Source organism: Mycoplasma sp. 2248 (genome assembly GCF_034863245.1).
In the GTDB taxonomy this organism is placed as follows: domain Bacteria; phylum Bacillota_I; class Bacilli_A; order Mycoplasmatales; family Metamycoplasmataceae; genus Mycoplasmopsis.
Map to the genome: position 1 here is coordinate 91,183 of NZ_JAYFFC010000001.1, position 18,520 is coordinate 109,702.

Sequence of the window (18,520 nt, forward strand, 5' to 3'; positions counted from 1 at the left end):
AATGCAAAAAGTCAAAAATGCACCATAAAATTACTAAAAATTTTATTTATCAATAGATGTGCTAAAATTTATATATATTAAAAATATATATAAAGGAGAATTTACAATTCAAATTGTAATCAAGCACAAATGTATAAAAATGCATCTTTTTTCAAGAGATTTTTTTCAAATGTCTTCGACAACTTTTTGTTTATAGCATTTTCTGCAGTTATCTTTTTGATAATGCTAGATCACGCTAATCAAACATTAACTCACAGAATTGTTTCTGTTGTCTTAGTTTGCGTTTGAATGAATGTTTATTTCTTGATTTTACCTTTATCACTAAAAGGCAAAACGCTAGGAATGAAACTATTTAAACTCAAGCTCATAAATACAAATTCAAAGCAGTTTAGTTATAAACTCATTTTCAAAAGAAACATAATAGGAATATTTATGTTGCAAGTTATCTTCTTACTTACAATTATTCCAATGTGTCTTCAAAAAGAAATGACAATCAAGGAATTTGAAAAAACAAATGAATTTAAATCATCCAGTGCATTTATATCTGCACTAATGACTGCGTGATTAGCAATTCACACAATAGGTTACACAATGTTAATTTTTTACAAGAAAAAACTAACATTACTTGACTTAATGTTTAATACAAGAATTGTTGAAGATAAGCAAATACAACAAGTGCTTGAAGAAGAAATTGTGCTTTTACCTTTCTATAATAAAGGACGTAAATATCGTTACGTTAATAAGGAGGAGCATTTATGGGATTAATTAAACCTGATTTATTAAGTGACTTAAACGAACAGCAACGTGAAGCTGTTGAATATTTTGACTCACCTTTAAGAATTATCGCAGGTGCTGGTTCAGGTAAAACTAGAGTTCTTACAAGAAAAATAGCTTACTTAATTAATGACTTAGGTGTAAGCTACAAAAACATTTTAGCTTTAACATTTACAAATAAAGCTGCAAATGAAATGAAAGAACGTGTTTTACAATATTGTTCAAAATCAGTTGATAGCGATCAACTTAAAATCTCAACATTCCACTCATTTTGTGCAAAATTATTAAGAAGAAAAAGTAAATTAATTGGATTTAGAGAAAACTTTATTATCGTAGATGACCCTGACAAAATCCAAATACTTCAGGGTATTTATGAAAAAAGAGGAATCACATCTCACGATATTAGCTATAAAACAATGATTGAGTACATTTCTTGAGCTAAAAACTTCCAAATTCAATCAGGGCCTGAATTAGCAAAAATGCTAAACAAGTCACCTCAACACATCCTTGCAGTTGTATATCAAGATTACTTAAATGAATTAACTTCAAAAGGTGCTGTTGACTTTGATGACTTAATCATCTTTACAAAACTTTTATTCGATACACATCCTGAAGTAGTTGAAGAACTTAAGAAATTATTTGAATATATGCTTGTTGATGAGTTTCAAGATACATCAAAACTTCAATATGAAGTTATTAAACAAATCATTGGTCCAAATACACACTTTACAATTGTTGGAGACCCTGATCAAACAATCTACAACTGACGTGGTGCTGATGTTAACTTAATCTTAGACTTTGATAAAGATTTTGAAAACGTTAAAACAATCGTGCTGGATACAAATTACAGATCAAGTAAGAAAATCTTAGATGCAGCAAACAATCTTATTATTCATAACTCAAACCGCGTTCATAAGAATTTAATTACAGAAAACGAAGAAGGTTTAGAAATTGAGTACTACCACGGATTCAATTCAGAAGCTGAAGCTAGATGAGTAGTTCAAAAAATTAATGAACTTAAAAAACAAAAACAACAATTAAAATCAATTGCAATCTTATATCGTGCAAACTACTTATCAAGACCAATTGAAGATGCACTTATCGCAGAAAACATTAACTACAAAATCTTTAATGGAATTAAATTCTTCCAACGTGCTGAAGTTAAAGATGCACTTGCATTCTTGAAAGTTTTAGCAAACCCTAAGGATGATATTTCATTCGAACGTGTTATTAATGTTCCTAATAGAGGAATTGGTCCTGCTACTCTTAAAAAACTTAAAGACCACGCAGAAAACATTCACGATAGTTTATTCAACATAATGATTAGAGATATTAAAATTCTACCTATCTCAAAAGAATTAATTGTTAAATCAATCTTCCCATTCTTATCAACTATTCGTAAATACCAAAAAGCTTTATCAACAAATAAAATAAGCTTAACTTTAAACAAATTCCTTGAAGAAATCAAATACTACGAACACATCGAAATGAATAAAAACCTTAGAGGGTCAGCTATTGATAACGTTAAGGAATTAATTAACTCAATTCAAAACTGAGAAAACAACAATCCAGATAAGTCTGCTATTGACTACTTAAACGAAGTTGGGCTAACATCAATTGAAGATGAATATGATAACGTTTCTAACTACGTTTCACTTATGACAATTCACTCTGCTAAAGGATTAGAATTTGATAACGTTTTTGTTATCGGTATGTCTGAGGGAGTTTTCCCTAACAAGCGTGCTTTAGATAGAGAGAAAAATAAAAAACAATCATCATCTCCATTAATTGATAAATACAACGATACATTAGAAGATGAAAGACGTTTAGCTTATGTTGCAGTAACGAGAGCGAAACAACGTTTATTCCTAAGTGACTCACGTGGAAAACTTATTTCATCTGATATTGATAAGAAACCTTCAAGATTTATTGGAGAAATGGGGGTTGATATTTCAGACTTTATTATCAACTACCACGGAAGAAAATTTGATGATCCTACATTCTCACCTGATGATGAAACACCTACAAACATTAACATTGTAGTTGGAGATATTATTTCTCACGTTATGTTCGGTGAAGGTGAAGTTGTTGAAGTTAAAGGAACTGAAATTGTTATTGACTTCATTAAAGATAGAAAAATAAGAACCCTTAATAAAAATCACCCTTCAATCAAAGTAATCACAAGATAATGAATTTAACAGCTATTATTGCAATTTCAATAATCTCATTAATATTACTCTTTGTATTATTAATGGGATTTTGATTAATTATTTACTTATATTACATAAGATCGACAGCCGGAATAATTTTGTTTGAAATTGATTCAGTTAATAAAAAAGTTCTTAGATTTTCAAAAAGAAATCAAGCATTATCAACTTTATTTGATGCTAAAAAATTAGGTTTCAGAACATTTAATTTCATTACATTACAAACCTTTTTTAGCTTCCTTGATGAAGGAAGTAGAAAAAAACTAAATGAATTCTTTGACTTAGTTAGTGATTCTGTTAAAACTTCTTTTGAAATTAAACTGAATCCAGAATTTAACACATCAAACCTTACGTTATTTGAAAAAATAGCTTACTTGCTTGATAAATCAAATAAAAGACTTAATTCATCATATATTCTTAAAATCAAACCTATTGAAAATAAAAAATTCATTTGTACTATTAAGTGAGAAAAAAATCGACTTAAATACAAATTTAATCATCATAATTCAGAGCAATCATTAAAAGAATTCGAACAAAAAAACTTCAAAAGCAACAAACATTCTGTTTTAGCTTTTGCGTTTAAGCCTTACTTTATAAACAAAGAATTTGACAGCATCCAAATTAAATCAATTTTTGATAACTTAAACATTTCAATATCAAAAACGCCTTTCTATATTATTGATGGAATTTTGTTTATTGTTAAGAATAAATTATCAAAATTTGGACACAAAAAGTATCTTAAAATGATTAATGAAATTAATGATAATAGGATGATTAATAAATTCTTCTTATGTGCTTCATTAATTAGCGAAAATAAACTAAATAATAAAGCTGATAGACTTAAATTAATAAATAAAATCAAATTCTCATTATTTAATTTAACGATTAATCCTAAAACAAAATCAACATATTCAAATATTCCTGCAACAATTTCTCAAGATCCTAAATTCTCAGAATTTGTTAAGAGATTAAATGAATATGTGCAATGAAACAATACTTTAAGTTCTAAAAACGCAACAATTAAGAGTACAAACATTTTTGTTTATGAAACTAAAAAAGCTTCAAACATTGTAATCAACTCATTGCAAAAAATAACTAAAGACGACGAAGACAAATATTGAACTGACTTCTTTCGAAAAATCCCACATTTAAATTACTTATATGAGAAAAAATGATACGACTTCATCACACAAAATACTGAAAAACTTGATGAAACTGGTAATGTTAAAAATATGCAGAGATTGATAAAAATATCTCAAGAGACATTTTTACAATCTAACTTCATTCTTGAAGAAAAGAAACCAATTTGCCTTATTTATGCATACAATAATACATTTGACACATATCATTTAAGACAAAAAATCAGTAACAACTACAAGAAAAAAATACCTACAGCTTTATACATTGACACCATTGATAAATCTCTTATCAATATCATCAACGATACAAAACTGCAAGCTATTGTAATTGGAGAAAAGATTTCAAAACAATTAAACAATACAAAGGTATTTTTAAACTGTTTTAATATTGTGAACTTAGCCACAAATAATAACATTAAGACTATTTATGAAGGTGCACCTGATTATTTAGACCCACTTACAATTAAAAAGGCTAATGTTAAAATTTCATATAAGAATGATAATTAAAATATCCTGATCAGGGATATTTTTTTGTATAAAAAAATCAGCTTTAAAAGCTGATAAATTATTTATCTGAATTGTACACTATTAAATTAGGATTTTCTCTGTACCCTCTTCCTTCTTTAGCTTCAGGATTACCATTTAAAATAGTTGCGTCAGCTGAGAAAGAATTGTTAAGTTTGAAAATGCTTTGACCAACTCCATAATAGTCTACAGGGACATTTAATGATTCAAATAATTCTATTTTTTCTGCATTAAATCCGGATGAAACAACTATTTTATAGTTAGTCGCTCCAGCTTTATCTAATGCTTCACGTAATCTTTTAATTTGTTCTGGATTAACTCCATATTGCTTTTCTTCATCATTATCAAACATATGGTCAATCATATTCTTTGAAGTGTCAATTCTAACACCTCAAACAAGATTTCCGAGTTCATTTCAAACTTTAAGAGATTCACTAATAATATTATTATGATAGTCTACAAGAGCTATAAGTTTATTTTTAGGGAAAAGTTTATGATAAGCCTTAGTTGCAGCGACTGTGTCACCTGCAAAACCTTGAATTAAAACGTGAGGCATACTTCCAAAAACATTTTCATCATTAACTTCGTTTTGATCTTTTTGAGCTAATGTAGAAACAGCTTTAATTCCACCAACTCTAACTGCATAACCATCCATTTCTTGATTAATGTAGTGGTCTGCTCTGTCTCCCATAAAGATGACTTGTTTATCTTTTGCAGCTTGCACACAGTGGTAAGCGTTTGTAGCAATTGATGTATTTCTAGCTAAAATACCATCAATCATACCTTCTCAAATACCAAAATCTTGATAGTGCCCTTCTAATTGTAAAACAATATCTAAATTATTAATTTTTGAACCTTCAGGTAAGTATTTAATTGTGTATTTTGATGTGTCCGTTTGTTCTTCTAAAAGAGCAAGAACTTCATTAATTCCACATAAAATTGAGTTGTCTTTTCTTTGAAAAAATTGCATAACAATCTTGTTGTTAGGTTTAAAAGTTTCTAAGATTTGTTTAGTTTTTTCAAAGTAAGATGCAATATATGCTTTTTTATCTTTGCGCATTTTTACCACCTGTATAATAAAGCAAAACTACAACAAATAGTTTGTTGTTAAATTATTTTCGCTTATTAAGTTTTTGTTCTTTTCTTAGTTGTTTTACTTTTTGTTTTTTAGCTTTGTATTCTTCTCTTTGTTTGTTTAATTGTAATTTTTTAAGTCTAATTGCTTCACGTACTTTTGGAGAAACAAAGTAAATTTTAGAAAGAGCTTTTTGACCTGGTTTTAGGATTCTGAGTACTTTTCTTAAGAAGAATCCTAAGGCAGGTGCTGAAAACATAGCAAAGAGTAAAAGCATAATATCTAAAACTACAATAACTAATGTTGAATTACCTTTGTAGTTAAATGGATGTAAATATGAAACAACTGAATAAATAGCAACACCACGTTCTAATTCGGTTCCTCCAAATTGCATAAATTTGTGCCCAAATGCATAAATTGCAAATGTGAAAAATAAGTAAGCAATTGGATAAATCATAAAACTTCAAATTGACGCATTTGAAATTCTGATACGTTTTCTTTCTCAACCAACAAGAGTTAAAAGCCCCAAGAATGGAGCAGCACCGTGCATAATTGATGTTTTAACTCATTCAAAAGTTTGTGAGTCACTCATTAGTGTTGGATCAGTTGCTACACCACCTCAATAAACTGCTACTACAATAATAATGTAGACCATTGAAGCAAAGTAAAATCTTTGTGCCTTTTTAGATGTTCTATAAAAAGGATATAAGAACATTGTTACACCCATAAGCACATTAGACATAAATGTAAATCAGTAAGTTGATCCACCTCAGAAAAGTAAGGTTGCATTAGGGTAAATTAATTTTTGAAGTTTAGCACTATCAACATTAGATTCATCTAATGTCCCTTTAACTTCTAAGAATGCTTTTTCAACTGCAATACTTCTGAAGTGTCATTCAAGTAAGGTTACAACTAAATAAGTAAGAATTAAAGTTAAACCTATTGAAAATGTAATTCAATCTTTTCAATCAAATAAATTAAATTTTGCCTTTAAAACTCTAAAAGACTTTTTCAATCCAATCACGACACCTCCTTAAATTTAAATTATTTTAAATGCAGCTAGTAGAATAATACCTATAATAACTAGAACAAAACTAATTCCACCAAGAACAAATCATTTTGAATATTTGTTCATTAAATATTTTTTCTTTAGTTTATTGAACACAAATCTATTTTCAGGTAAATATTGATCTGGAATTTTGTCTGTTTCTAATTCCTTCAGTAATTTGTTTAATTGTAAAAAATATTCAACAGTGTGTTTGTTTTTTTTCTCATATGACTTGACGTTTTGTTTTTTATTTAATTCAGCACGAACTTCGTTAATAAAAACTCTTCTGTATATTGCATAAGAGTTTTTATCCAAATCTTTATAAGTTCTTCTCATTAATAAAAATCTAATAACACTACTTGAACGTTTTTAGGTTTCTTATCAATTAAAGATTTCACACCATTTTCAATTTGTGTGATTAATTCTTTAATTGTTGAATATGGTTCTTTATTTTTTTGGTTTTTAATTTTAATATCTACATAAATTTCAACGTTTGAATGTTTATCGTCAAAACTTAATCTAATTGAGTTTGAAGCTTTAATATTTTTGTATGAACTAAGCGCAATGTTTACAACGTCTAAAATTGCACTTTCTTGAACTATGTAATTTTGATTTGAATTGTAAGATACATTAATTCAATTCATTATTTATTTGCTTTTCCAACGTATTTTCCAGTTTCTGTTGAAACAGAAATAACGTCATTTTCTTTAATGAACATAGGTGTTTCTAATTCAAAACCAGTTTCCACAGTTACTTTTTTCTGAGGGTTTGTTGTTGTGTTACCTTTAACTGCATCAGGTGCTTCTGTAACTAATAAATCAACGTGAGCAGGTAATTCGATATCTAAAACTTCTGATTCAAATTTTCTAATTTGAACTTCTGAACCTTCTTTTAAGAAGTTTAATTCTCATTCAACTACTGTAACAGGAATTTCAACTTGTTCATATGTTTCATTGTCCATTAAGATAATGTTTTCTCCATCTGAATATAAGAAGTTCATTTTTCTTTTATCAATGTGAGCTGGTTTAACTTTATCTCCACCTGTGTATGATTTTATAGTTGTTGAACCTGTTCTTAAGTTTTTAACTTTAGCTTTAACGTTTGCTTGTCCACGTCCTTGTTTTGAGTGTTGAGCATCTAAAACTACAAAAATTTCACCTTCATCTTGGAAAGTAATACCTGGTTTAAATTCATTAACATTAATCATAAAATTCTCCTTAGTAAATTATTTGTTTAATTATATTAAATAATTAAAAAATTGCATTTAAATAGTTTAAAAATTCAAATTTTGCTTAATTTGACACAAAAAAACTAAAATTTACTAAATTAGCTAGTCTGCTAGGTGTAAAAAATATTTTTAAAGGTGTGTAATAGTCTTAAAAGTTTTTAGTTAGATTTTGACACTCTTGTATAATATACAAGAGTATATAAAGATACTCCTTGGCTATAAGACTTTTAGCCCAGAAACGACCATAAGGAGAGAAAATGCAAAAATACGAAATTATGTCAATCGTTAGTCCAAAAGCAGACGTTCAAGTTTTAGTTGACTTATTAAACGAAGTTTTTGGAAAAGAAAACATTTCTAAAGTTGAAAAACTTGAAAGAAATGAATTAGCTTACGAAATCAACAAGTCAAAACACGGACAATACGTTTTAGCATTTGTTAATGCTAAAGGTTCAGACATTACTGAATTTACACGTCGTTCAAATATTATTAAAGATATCTGAAGAGCTTTAGTAATTAATTTAGACACAGAAAAAGGTCTTAACGGAAAAGAATCTGTTAAAGAAACTAAAAAACCAGTACGTAGAACAAGAAAATCAGCTGCATCAGCAGAAGAAAAAGTTTCAAAACCTCGTACAAGAACAGTTAAAGCAAAAGCATCTGAATAATTAAATGCTTAAAAGTTTAGTTATTCACAGGGGGTATTATGTTTAATAAAATTACAATAGTAGGCCGTATAACATCAGATAATGCGATAGCACATACATCACAAGGTGTTCCATACGTACGTTTCACAGTGGCAGTTAATAGAAGAAACTTTTCAGCACAACAAAATGAAGTTACTGACTTTATCCCGGTTGTTGCTTGAAGATCAAATGCCGAGTTCATAGCGAGATATTTGAATAAAGGGTCTCTTGTTTTAGTTGAAGGGTCTTTACATTCGAATCAATATCACAGTAACCAAACAAACCAAATAGTAAGAACGTTAGATGTTACTGCAGATCAAATCGTCGCTCTAGAGTCAAAAAGTGTCAGAGAAGCTCGTGGTGGTTCTTTAAACGCAGCTCCTTCTCCGGTGTCTGCGCCCCAAACGTATACTCCGACTTATAAAGCATCACAAAGTGATGTGAATCGTAATAAACCTGCGAATGCTACATTTGAAAATACTAATCCAAAAACCGGTGCTACTAAATTACACGATTTAGAAGATCTTTTCGCAGCACCTGAGGATTTAAATTAAGGAGATAAGAATGGCTTTTTACAAAAACAAAAAAGGTTTTATTAACAGAAGAAGATCATGTGAATTCTGTGATAACAAAATGACATATGTTGATTACAAAAACGTTGATTTATTACACAAATATGTAACAGCAACAGGACAAATTAAAGCTAAAGCTGCAACTGGAACATGTGCTAAACACCAAAGAAAAGTTGCTAACGCAATTAAAAGAGCACGTTTCATCGCTTTAATGCCTTACCACGTTGTTCGTCCACGTATTCAAAAATCAAACTAATTTATATACTATTACACCACTTGTGAAAGCAAGTGGTTTTCTTTTTTCAAAAGCAAAAACACCACTCCTGTGGTGTTTAAGGTTAAATTGAATTAGATTTTCTCTTTATTTTTTTATTGCGTTTTTGTTCAATTTCATTAATGTAGTAATAGTAGATATCTTTATAAATTTCTTTATTTTTATTTCCTACAAATTCTTCAACGTCATCAAAGTTATACAAGAAATAACCTATGTCTTCTGCATCCTTATAAATGCGTCACGTATTATTTATGTAAAAATACTTTTTCTTGGTTTTCTTTTTATTTTCAAAATTAATATCACTTAGATCTACATCTCATGATGGAATTATTTTTAACTTCTCTAATTTGATATCGACTTTATTTTTTATTTTTAAATTGTTATCTTTTTTGAATAACTCACATTCATAAGTTCAATTTATATCTTTAAAATTATTGGTTATTTGTTTTAAAAAATCATTTCAATAACTAGAATATTTTATGAATAAATAACGTTTTCTAGAGAAACTGAAAGAAGTTCCAAGTGATATAGATGATACAACAAACCATACAAGAGGAAATGGAAAACCGATACCTGCCTCCTCTTTTTTAAGAAAATTACTAGGAGGATAGATTCATGCAAAAAAGAATGATAAAGAGATTAGAAAATAAATTAAGCTAAAAAATGAAAGAATTGACAATGATGTTTCATATCTTTTGTATAAGGTTTTTAATGCTATAAAACCATCTAAATACTTTTTATTAATTGTTGCATTATTGCGATTTCAATATTTTAATTGCTTTCACCTGCAGTTCTCAACTTTGCTAAAATTTCTACCTATTGGTAAATAGAAACAGTAAAATAAAATCAGAGAAGATAGAGTTAATAAAGCTCCAATAACAATTCATAGAATAAAAATTGTTCAAATCACTATTAAGTCCATTTTAACCTAAGTTATCAATTTTATTATTGTTAGGTAGTGTTTTAATATATCAACCATTTCTCTTGTCATACACTTTCATTAAACCTGATTTTTTAATAACTTCATTATTTAACCCCTCAACAGCTTTCATATCTATTTGATTTAATGTTGTTGAATTTTCTCCAGAAATATTAACATTTGTTACTGAAGAAAATAACATCGTTGCATTAAGTAAATTATTTTTCACTTCTACCTCTTTTTTAATAGTAATTATCTATTTATTATTAAAATTATATTCCTAAAGCAATAACCCTTTTCTATTTTTGAAAAAAATCTTTGACTATGTCACGATAAAGAAATTCCAAAAATAATTCAAAAAATAAGAATTATTGTCATCTCTGTAGAATTCATTGTCATTAACCTTGATTAAAAATGTAATTTTATTTTTTATTTGCTGTTCTTCTATTATTCTTGATCAATACCTCTAATTTAATTTAAATTACTTATGTATTTAAATCACAAACTAAAAAGCTTACTTTAATAAAATAATAAAAAATGAATACTATTATAGTATTCATAATTTTAAACATTATTTATTTGGCTTAGTGATTAAGAAATTAATGTTTTTACCAAGTGAAGATCATTTTTGCTCATATCCTGTTTGAACATTAGTTTCATTATACTTTGATGAATGTAAATCAGTTGTCATATCAATGATATTTCAATTATTTTCGTTCAATGATTCAACTGAAAATTCAAATAACTTATCATTATCAGTTTTAAAGTACAAGCAACCTTTTTCAGATAATAATTGTTTATATTGGTCTAAAAATGTTTTATATGTTAATCTTCTTTTTTCGTGAGCTTTTTTAGGTCACGGATCTGAAAAAGTTAATCAAATTGTGTCTATTTTACCTGTAAATAATTCAGTTAAATTACTTGCGTCTTTAGTGATAATGAAAAGATTTTTTAAATTAAGTTCATTAATCTTCTTAAGAATTTTATTAGCTACTGTTGGGTATTTTTCAAAAGCATAATATGTAATATTAGGATTTTGAAGAGCTAATTGAGCAATCATTTCACCTTTACCTGCTCCAATTTCTAAAACATCATTTTCTTTTAAGTTAACTGGAAATTCTTTAATTAAAAAGTCAGAATTTGCTAAATTTGCTTCAGCATTTTTATCATATCTCAATCTCATGGTTTTATTATAATGTATAATTTAAAAATCACTATATGAATAGTTAAAAAGAATTTTTATAAGGAGCTAAAATGAGAATAATAGCAGGTAAATTACGTCACTTAATAATAGAACAACCAGATTCAAAATTCACTAGACCTACAGGAGATAAAGTCAGAGAAGCTGTATTTTCATCAATTCAATTTGAAATTGAAGACACAACTTGTTTAGACTTGTTTTCAGGTTCAGGAGCTTGAGCTATTGAGGCTATCAGCAGAGGCGCGAAACACGTTGATGCAGTTGAAAAACAAAGACAAGTTTTTACTGTAACTAAAGCAAATGTTACTAAAACTAAAACAGATAATCAAATAAGTTTATTTAATGATGATGCTTTACATTTTTTAAGTAAGACAAGCAAAACTTATGATTTTATCTTTATTGATGCTCCATTTGTTGAATATGAATTAGTCAATAATTCACTTTTAACAATTTCACAAAAAAGCTTACTAAATGAAAATGGTGAAATTATTTTAGAAACTGATAAACCTAATTTAATTGTCTTACCTGACAATTTGCAAGTTTATAAAGAAAAAAAATATGGAAAGGTTTATATCTTAAAAATATGTCTAAAATAAACAAATATACCTTACACCAAGAGTTAAAGGTTAAATGTAGTGAAATTAGTTACGAAGGTTATGGCGTTTATAGAGATGAAAATAACTTTCCTATTTTCATAAGTGATTTATTACCTAATGAAGAAGCAATTATCAAGATAACAAACTTATATAAAAATTATGCATTTGGATGCATTGTTAAACATTTAACTTTTTCTGATGATAGAAACTCTGAATTTCAATGAACTCCATCAGCACCATTAGTCACTTTAAAATATCCTGCTCAAATCAAATTTAAAAATAATTATTTCTATAATTTGCTTAAAAGAAACTTGCAAAACATAAATTTAAATGAAGTTTATTATCAATTTACTCAATCTCTAATTCAATTTGAATATAGAAATAAAGTTTCTTATAAATTAAGCGTTCAAAATAATCAGTTGACTATCAATGAAATTAATCAAAAGTCTAATGAAATAACAGATGCTAATAATTTATTTTTAGTTAAACCAATCATAAAAGAAACAATCTGTCATATTTTGGATGCAATTCAAACATTTCTGGAAAACACTAGCAAATTAAAAAACTTGAAAATGTTTGAAAAAATCACATTAAGAGCAAATTCAAAAAATCAAGTTGATGTTTGTTTGTCAATTCACTCTGATTATGATTTACCTAATAAATTAGTTAAGTTACTTAATGAAATTACACAAGTTATTTCTCTAAGCATCAACAAAAAGCATAGTCTACAAGTCTTATTTGAAAAAGAGCAATTCAAAATGCAGTTAAATGATAAAGAGTTCATTTGTAGCATTCAATCTTTCTTTCAAGTAAACGATATTGTTGCATCAATGATGTTTACAAAGATAAAAGAGTATGTAAATAGCAAAAATAATATTAAAACTATTTTAGATGCATATTGTGGAGTTGGTACAATTGGTCAAATTGTTGCAAACAAAAATAATTATGTATATGGTTCTGACATTGTCTCAAGTGCAATTAAAAATGCAAATAATAACAAACTTTTAAACTCTGTTAGTGGTGAATATAAAACAATATCTTCTGATGTTTATTTCACTAAGAATGTTTCTAATTTAGAGGACAGCATTTTAATTTTAGACCCACCACGTAGTGGAATAAGTAAAGAATTCATTGATTGAATAATTGAAAAACAAATCAAAAATATTGTTTATATGTCTTGTGATGTTAAGACATTAATAAGAGATTTACAATTAATTTTAAAAGCTAATTCTTATAAAATAACTTACATTCAAGGTTTCGATATGTTTCCTAACACACCACATATTGAAGCACTTGTTTTCATCGAAAAAAAATAGTCTTGCGACTATTTTTATTTTGCGATTGCATATATTCCTGAAAGTATGATTGAAATCAGAATATATGTTGAAGCAACTATTCCTGTATATAATAAGTTTTTGTGTCAATTCTTTTTATTTGTATGTAATGAAGCAAAGAATGAACCAGCACAAACATAAATGTTTGTCGGGAATGAAAATTCCTTAAACACTAGTGTGCAAGCTAAAAGGGCTACATAAGTTGTTAATCCAGCTATTGTATCAGCCATAACATATGAGTTTAAGTTTTCCGTTATTGTATGTTGAATAGCGAATAAGATTGATGCAAATATTATTATTTGTGATACATCTTTAAGAGTTGAATAAGTCTTTATTGAACTCTTATTCATATTCGAAACTTGGAGTTTTTTATATTTTCTTGATATTAATCCTCAAACGTTTCCTGAAACAATTGAAGCAAGCATATGTGCTAAAAATAGCAAGAATAAGTTAAGAAATAATATTGTTTGATTATTTAAGTTTTTGTTAAATAAGTAAATAAAAACATAAAAAAGAGATACAACTGGGTTTATAACAGGAGGAACGTTTTTACTAATGTCATTGTATAAATCATTTTCAAATTGGTAAACAACTCCTCTGAGAATAAAGTATGAAAGCAATCCAGCAGCCAATGTAGCTAAACCATATGTAAATGGAAATATAAATTTTAATTTAACATATTTTTTACCTACATAAGTTAGTAGCAGTGACATAGTTGATAAAAATGTAACTGCTAAAAACTCTGCAACAAATAGTTCTCATAAAAACTTCTTTGTTAATATAAATTCCACTGTAAACCTTTAATATGTTGAATGATATTTGATTTGAGTTTATTTAAATTAAATTATTGTTTATTTACTTCTTTTTTTGATTTTTCAATTTGTTCTGGTTGTTTTTCTTCAACGGCTTTTGTTTGTGTAGTTGTAACTGTTTCTGTTGTTGTAACTAATTTAACAGCTTTAAATGCTTTTCTTACATAGAAAATTCCTGAAAGAATTCCAAATACTAAAGCGACGTAAATTGTGATGTTTAAAATGTATCTAACCATTTGTTGGTGTGATTCTACATTTAATCTTGCATAATGTAATCCAACTGTAACAGCTAATGTGATTGTAAGTCCAATAGCTAAAACAAATGTTTTAATTTTTCCTCATTTACCTGCTGATACATCGTATCCTTTTGATGCTAAAAATACTCTAACACCATCTACGATAATATCTCTTAATAAGAAAAGTGCCATAGTTCAGAAAGGTAAAACGTTGATTACGGCTAAATAAACAAGTGTTAAGTTAACCATTAATTTATCTGCAATTGGATCTCAAACTTTTCCAAACACAGATACTAGATTACGTTTTCTTGCAATTGCTCCATCAAAGTAGTCTGTGACCATAGCTCCAACGAAAATTGCTAAGATAAATAAATTAATGATTGTAAGCGCGATTTTGTATCCTAGAAAACTACCTGTATTTGGTCTAGATTCTAATGCAAAATATGATGTACCATCTTGTGAAGTTCCTAAGTAAATTAATAAAATGCTAATTGACATTAATAGAAGCATTGGAACAACTAAAATGATTCTGATTAATGTAAGCAAGTTTGGTAAACTGATTTTTTTCTTTTCTTTAACAACTTTTACTTTTTTAATTTTCTTTTCCTTTGTTGAACTCATTTTTAAAAATCTCCTCCATTTTGCTGTGTAATTCAGCTTCTTCTTTATAAATTTGATTAATTGAAGCTTCATTGTATTTTTTAACTTCTGCGAAAGCTTTTACTTGGTTTGTATTAAAGTATTCTAAAACATTAGGGATTTTTTTAGCTCATAAGTTTGAGTTGCAATCTCTAAGTTGTTCTAAGTTTTTAATAAAAATTTCGTGAGCAGGGTTTTTGAATAAGAATTCTCTAAATTCAGGTGATTTAAACACTTTAACAAGAATATTTCTAGTGTTATTGTTAATTTCTGACATTGTGTATTCACCAATTGATGGTACGAATTCATCGTGTTTTACTTTGTTAAGTTTGATTAATTTGTTAACCATAACGTTAAGTTCATAAACATACACAATTGCTTCTTGTGTAAATTCAAAGTGCGCTTGTCTTTGTTTTTTCTTTGCAATTTTATCCTTAATGAACTGGTATAAGATGTATGATGCTAAAGCAAGTAAAACAACACCAAGGATAACTCAAATTGCTATATTTAATTTATTATCAGGCATAACATCTCCCTTCTATTTTGTAGTTATTTTTAATTTTCATTTAGGTTCTTTTGCTACTACGTATTCTTTGATTAAATCTTCTAATTCTTCAGGTGTAAAAGTTCTTCCTTCTAACATCGATTGATGTAAGAAGTTTCCATATCCTCTGTAGTCAAATGAATTAGCCGGTTGATATAGCACGTATGAAATTTTTCCACCAGTTGATAGTGTTCTTGAAATTTCAATGTCTACATCCTTTAGTTCTTCTTTGATTAATTTTAAGTTTTCATTCGCTTCTTTTTTAGCATTCACATAGTTTTCTGCTAATAAAACGATTTTTTCAATATCAATTGTTTCGTGTTGCATAAATTCTCCTTAAATTCAACCAGCACTGTGTGCGATGAAAAGAACTAAAATGTTAAGACCGAAGAAAATCAATGTTGATAAAGCATCTGATAATGTCGCTAAAATTGGAGCAGACATAACAGCTGGGTCTTTTTTAAATTTAATAGCTACAAGAGGAATAATTGTTCCTAAGAATTTAGCAAAGATAACTACAAAAAATAGTGATAATGAGCTTGCTAAAATAACAAATGAAAGAACTCCTCAACTTGCTGTTTTACCATCACTTTCTCTAAATGATGGAATTGCAAAGTAAATATAAAGTCTGGCTACATTGACTACAAACATAATTGCCCCAATAATAGCACCAATGGATACTTCACGACCAACTACTTTTCACATATCTTTAGTTCCAATTTCGCCTAAAGATGCTGCACGAGTAATTGTTGTGGAAGATTGAGAACCTGCGTTTCCAGCAGCTCCTGAAATAATCGGAATAAGTCCAACTAAGATAGCAGAAGAAATTGCAACATTAATTCCGTTAACAAATCCTTCTGAAACGTCAGTGAATTTTTGAATAATAAATTGAGATAAAGTAGCTGAAATCATTAAGATAATTAATCATAAAACACGAGATTTAACAATTTGCATAATTGTTGTTTTAAGATAACTTTCTTCAGCCGCTTCAGGGTTAATCCCGGCAAGCTTATACATATCCTCTGTTGCTGAATCTTGAATAACATCAATAACATCGTCAGCTGTAATCATACCGATAAGGTATCCATCAGCTGTAGTTACCGGAAGTGTTGATCTATCGTGGTCAGCAAATATGTTAGCTGCATTTTCTTTTTTATCATTTGGATGAACTGTTGTAACAACGTTGTAAAGTTCATCTAAAGTTTCTTTTTCATCATCTGCAAAGACTAATTCTTCAAGAGTTATGTCTCCAAGTAATTTCTTTTGGTCATCTACAACATAGAAGTTGTGTGTAAGTTCAATGTTGCTTCTATAGTCTTTTTTGATTTTTGAAATAGCTTTTTTAACTGTTCAATCAGATTTAAGAATAGACATATCAACACTCATAATACTTCCGATGCTATCGTCGTCGTAAGATAAAATGTTATTTAATTTTTGTCTTTTTTCTGGATCCGTTTTAGACAAAATGTATTTTGTAATGTTAGCTGGTAATTCTTCAAGAACGTCGGCTAACTCGTCAGTTTGAAGTTCTTGTAAAACTTCCATACCTCAATCTTGAGTGAATGATTGAGCTAAATTAACTTTTGTATCATCATCTAAATAAGCAAAAACGTCAGCAGCATCTTCAGTTTTAAGCACCCTTAAAATGTAAAGTTGCTCATTGATTGTTAACTCGCCAAGTGCCTCAGCAAAGTCTGCAAGAGGATATTTTTCAAGCAATAATCTAACGTCTTTAATTTTTTTAGCAGCAATGAGAGTTCTTAAATTTTGTATTAACTCTAATTTTTGATCTTCTGTGAAGTTCATATTACTCACTTAAGTACTTAATTAAATCTTCTTGGAAATGATCTAATTCAGTATCTATCATTGCTCCGTTTTTGATGATTTTAATTTGTCCATTTTCTTCTGAAACTACAATTGTAGTTGCATCTGATTGTTCAGAAATTCCCAAAGCAGCTCTATGTCTTGAGCCATAATTAGCTTCAAAACTTCTTTTTGTGATTTTGTAAAATGTAGCTGCATAGTAGATTTTGTTATCTCTAATAACCACAGCACCATCGTGCAATGGAGATGTTTTATTAAAAATCGAAATAAGCAAACTACTTGAAATGTTTGCATTAACAACAACACCATCAGTTCTTAAGTTATCAATGTTGTCATTGTTTTCAATCGTAATAAGAGCACCAATTTTGTTTTTTGATAAGTAATCAACTGTTTCTCTTAATTGGTTAATTAAACGAATTTGACTACTTTTTCCTAATTTTTCATATTTTGATTTTCTGATTTTATTTCCAACAAATGTAGAAATCATTGGTTTTAAGAAGTAACCTAAAAGCCCTAGGATCGCTATAAAAGTTAAGCAACCTATAACTAATGAAATGATTGCAACAACATTCATTATGCACCTTTAACAAAATATGCGATTAGGATGATTAGCACCATTACAAGTAATGTGAAAACTATTCCAAGAATGTTAAAAGTTAAATCTTTTTTGTATCAAGGAAGAGCTTTTTGCGATTTTTTGTGTTCTAACGCTTCTTTTTCTGCTTGTGCTTTAACACGAGCGTTATTTATCTCATTTTTTCTAAATTCAACTAAGTCAATGAATTTTCTTTTTTCTTTAGTTTTCTTATCCATATTGACTCCTTTTTATATTTACTTTTTTAATTTATATAATTTTAAATTGTTTTTTTTAAAAATAAAATTTTTAAACT

At 28.0% G+C, this 18,520-nt stretch carries 23 protein-coding genes; 8 read left to right on the forward strand and 15 right to left on the reverse strand.

The genetic code is table 4. From position 1 onward, the window contains the following. Window positions 1-129: 129 nt before the first annotated feature. Genes VBM91_RS00280 through VBM91_RS00290 form a run of 3 tightly spaced genes read left to right on the forward strand, consistent with a single transcriptional unit; the run spans window position 130 to window position 4,627 of the window. Window positions 130-765, forward strand: a complete 636-nt coding sequence (locus VBM91_RS00280; protein ID WP_323188905.1) for an RDD family protein — start codon at window positions 130-132, stop codon at window positions 763-765. After that, window positions 756-2,963 carry an ATP-dependent helicase gene (locus tag VBM91_RS00285; protein WP_323188906.1) on the forward strand — a complete coding sequence of 736 codons (2,208 nt, stop codon included), beginning with the start codon at window positions 756-758 and terminating at the stop codon, window positions 2,961-2,963. Before VBM91_RS00280 ends, VBM91_RS00285 begins: the two co-directional genes overlap by 10 nt. Continuing rightward, window positions 2,963-4,627 carry an MHO_4530 family protein gene (locus tag VBM91_RS00290; protein WP_323188907.1) on the forward strand — a complete coding sequence of 555 codons (1,665 nt, stop codon included), beginning with the start codon at window positions 2,963-2,965 and terminating at the stop codon, window positions 4,625-4,627. Before VBM91_RS00285 ends, VBM91_RS00290 begins: the two co-directional genes overlap by 1 nt. A 58-nt stretch (window positions 4,628-4,685) precedes the next feature. Here VBM91_RS00290 and VBM91_RS00295 read toward each other — a convergent pair whose 3' ends face one another. The 5 genes from VBM91_RS00295 to efp are packed head-to-tail and all read right to left on the reverse strand — an operon-like array spanning window position 4,686 to window position 7,975. Further along, window positions 4,686-5,705 (reverse strand): nicotinate phosphoribosyltransferase, encoded by a 1,020-nt coding sequence (locus tag VBM91_RS00295; RefSeq protein WP_323188908.1) that lies wholly within the window; start codon window positions 5,703-5,705, stop codon window positions 4,686-4,688. Between the two features lie 52 nt (window positions 5,706-5,757). Then, window positions 5,758-6,744: an MAGa3780 family membrane protein gene (locus tag VBM91_RS00300; protein ID WP_323188909.1), complete on the reverse strand. Its 987-nt coding sequence runs from the start codon at window positions 6,742-6,744 to the stop codon at window positions 5,758-5,760. Between the two features lie 15 nt (window positions 6,745-6,759). After that, window positions 6,760-7,104 (reverse strand): hypothetical protein, encoded by a 345-nt coding sequence (locus tag VBM91_RS00305; RefSeq protein ID WP_323188910.1) that lies wholly within the window; start codon window positions 7,102-7,104, stop codon window positions 6,760-6,762. Further along, window positions 7,104-7,412: an MMB_0454 family protein gene (locus tag VBM91_RS00310; RefSeq protein ID WP_257089681.1), complete on the reverse strand. Its 309-nt coding sequence runs from the start codon at window positions 7,410-7,412 to the stop codon at window positions 7,104-7,106. Before VBM91_RS00310 ends, VBM91_RS00305 begins: the two co-directional genes overlap by 1 nt. Further along, window positions 7,412-7,975, reverse strand: coding sequence for an elongation factor P (gene efp, locus VBM91_RS00315; RefSeq protein WP_257089679.1), 564 nt, complete (start codon window positions 7,973-7,975; stop codon window positions 7,412-7,414). Before efp ends, VBM91_RS00310 begins: the two co-directional genes overlap by 1 nt. A gap of 278 nt (window positions 7,976-8,253) precedes the next feature. Between efp and rpsF the strand changes: the two genes are divergently transcribed. The 3 genes from rpsF to rpsR are packed head-to-tail and all read left to right on the forward strand — an operon-like array spanning window position 8,254 to window position 9,507. Then, window positions 8,254-8,661 (forward strand): 30S ribosomal protein S6, encoded by a 408-nt coding sequence (rpsF, locus tag VBM91_RS00320; RefSeq protein WP_323188911.1) that lies wholly within the window; start codon window positions 8,254-8,256, stop codon window positions 8,659-8,661. Window positions 8,662-8,699: 38 nt separating this feature from the next. Beyond that, on the forward strand, window positions 8,700-9,233 hold the full coding sequence (locus VBM91_RS00325) for a single-stranded DNA-binding protein (protein WP_323188912.1): 534 nt from the start codon (window positions 8,700-8,702) through the stop codon (window positions 9,231-9,233). Window positions 9,234-9,243: 10 nt separating this feature from the next. Next, window positions 9,244-9,507 carry a 30S ribosomal protein S18 gene (gene rpsR, locus VBM91_RS00330; RefSeq protein WP_257089673.1) on the forward strand — a complete coding sequence of 88 codons (264 nt, stop codon included), beginning with the start codon at window positions 9,244-9,246 and terminating at the stop codon, window positions 9,505-9,507. Between the two features lie 82 nt (window positions 9,508-9,589). Here the strand turns inward: rpsR and VBM91_RS00335 are convergent, their stop codons facing one another. The 3 genes from VBM91_RS00335 to trmB form a co-directional block, all read right to left on the reverse strand. Continuing rightward, the gene (locus VBM91_RS00335; RefSeq protein WP_323188913.1) at window positions 9,590-10,447 is read right to left on the reverse strand and encodes a hypothetical protein; all 858 of its coding nucleotides are present in this window, start codon (window positions 10,445-10,447) and stop codon (window positions 9,590-9,592) included. Between the two features lies 1 nt (window position 10,448). Beyond that, window positions 10,449-10,673 carry a hypothetical protein gene (locus VBM91_RS00340; RefSeq protein ID WP_323188914.1) on the reverse strand — a complete coding sequence of 75 codons (225 nt, stop codon included), beginning with the start codon at window positions 10,671-10,673 and terminating at the stop codon, window positions 10,449-10,451. A 342-nt stretch (window positions 10,674-11,015) separates the two neighbouring features. Then, window positions 11,016-11,627, reverse strand: coding sequence for a tRNA (guanosine(46)-N7)-methyltransferase TrmB (gene trmB / locus VBM91_RS00345; protein WP_323188915.1), 612 nt, complete (start codon window positions 11,625-11,627; stop codon window positions 11,016-11,018). Window positions 11,628-11,698: 71 nt separating this feature from the next. Between trmB and rsmD the strand changes: the two genes are divergently transcribed. After that, the gene (gene rsmD / locus VBM91_RS00350) at window positions 11,699-12,241 is read left to right on the forward strand and encodes a 16S rRNA (guanine(966)-N(2))-methyltransferase RsmD (protein ID WP_323188916.1); all 543 of its coding nucleotides are present in this window, start codon (window positions 11,699-11,701) and stop codon (window positions 12,239-12,241) included. After that, window positions 12,229-13,557, forward strand: a complete 1,329-nt coding sequence (rlmD, locus tag VBM91_RS00355) for a 23S rRNA (uracil(1939)-C(5))-methyltransferase RlmD (RefSeq protein ID WP_323188917.1) — start codon at window positions 12,229-12,231, stop codon at window positions 13,555-13,557. Before rsmD ends, rlmD begins: the two co-directional genes overlap by 13 nt. 14 nt (window positions 13,558-13,571) lie before the next feature. Here rlmD and VBM91_RS00360 read toward each other — a convergent pair whose 3' ends face one another. The 7 genes from VBM91_RS00360 to VBM91_RS00390 are packed head-to-tail and all read right to left on the reverse strand — an operon-like array spanning window position 13,572 to window position 18,443. Further along, window positions 13,572-14,366, reverse strand: coding sequence for a hypothetical protein (locus VBM91_RS00360; protein ID WP_323188918.1), 795 nt, complete (start codon window positions 14,364-14,366; stop codon window positions 13,572-13,574). A 53-nt stretch (window positions 14,367-14,419) separates the two neighbouring features. Further along, window positions 14,420-15,244, reverse strand: a complete 825-nt coding sequence (pgsA, locus tag VBM91_RS00365; protein ID WP_323188919.1) for a CDP-diacylglycerol--glycerol-3-phosphate 3-phosphatidyltransferase — start codon at window positions 15,242-15,244, stop codon at window positions 14,420-14,422. After that, on the reverse strand, window positions 15,216-15,788 hold the full coding sequence (locus VBM91_RS00370) for an MHJ_0274 family protein (protein ID WP_323188920.1): 573 nt from the start codon (window positions 15,786-15,788) through the stop codon (window positions 15,216-15,218). Before VBM91_RS00370 ends, pgsA begins: the two co-directional genes overlap by 29 nt. A 12-nt stretch (window positions 15,789-15,800) precedes the next feature. Further along, window positions 15,801-16,133 carry a hypothetical protein gene (locus tag VBM91_RS00375; protein WP_257089647.1) on the reverse strand — a complete coding sequence of 111 codons (333 nt, stop codon included), beginning with the start codon at window positions 16,131-16,133 and terminating at the stop codon, window positions 15,801-15,803. A gap of 9 nt (window positions 16,134-16,142) precedes the next feature. Then, a complete protein-coding gene (mgtE, locus tag VBM91_RS00380) occupies window positions 16,143-17,612 on the reverse strand; it encodes a magnesium transporter (protein ID WP_323188921.1) in 1,470 nt (489 codons plus the stop codon). 1 nt (window position 17,613) lies between these two features. Continuing rightward, on the reverse strand, window positions 17,614-18,204 hold the full coding sequence (locus tag VBM91_RS00385) for a diadenylate cyclase (protein WP_257089643.1): 591 nt from the start codon (window positions 18,202-18,204) through the stop codon (window positions 17,614-17,616). Continuing rightward, window positions 18,204-18,443 carry a hypothetical protein gene (locus VBM91_RS00390; protein ID WP_323176435.1) on the reverse strand — a complete coding sequence of 80 codons (240 nt, stop codon included), beginning with the start codon at window positions 18,441-18,443 and terminating at the stop codon, window positions 18,204-18,206. Before VBM91_RS00390 ends, VBM91_RS00385 begins: the two co-directional genes overlap by 1 nt. Window positions 18,444-18,520 lie beyond the last annotated feature (77 nt).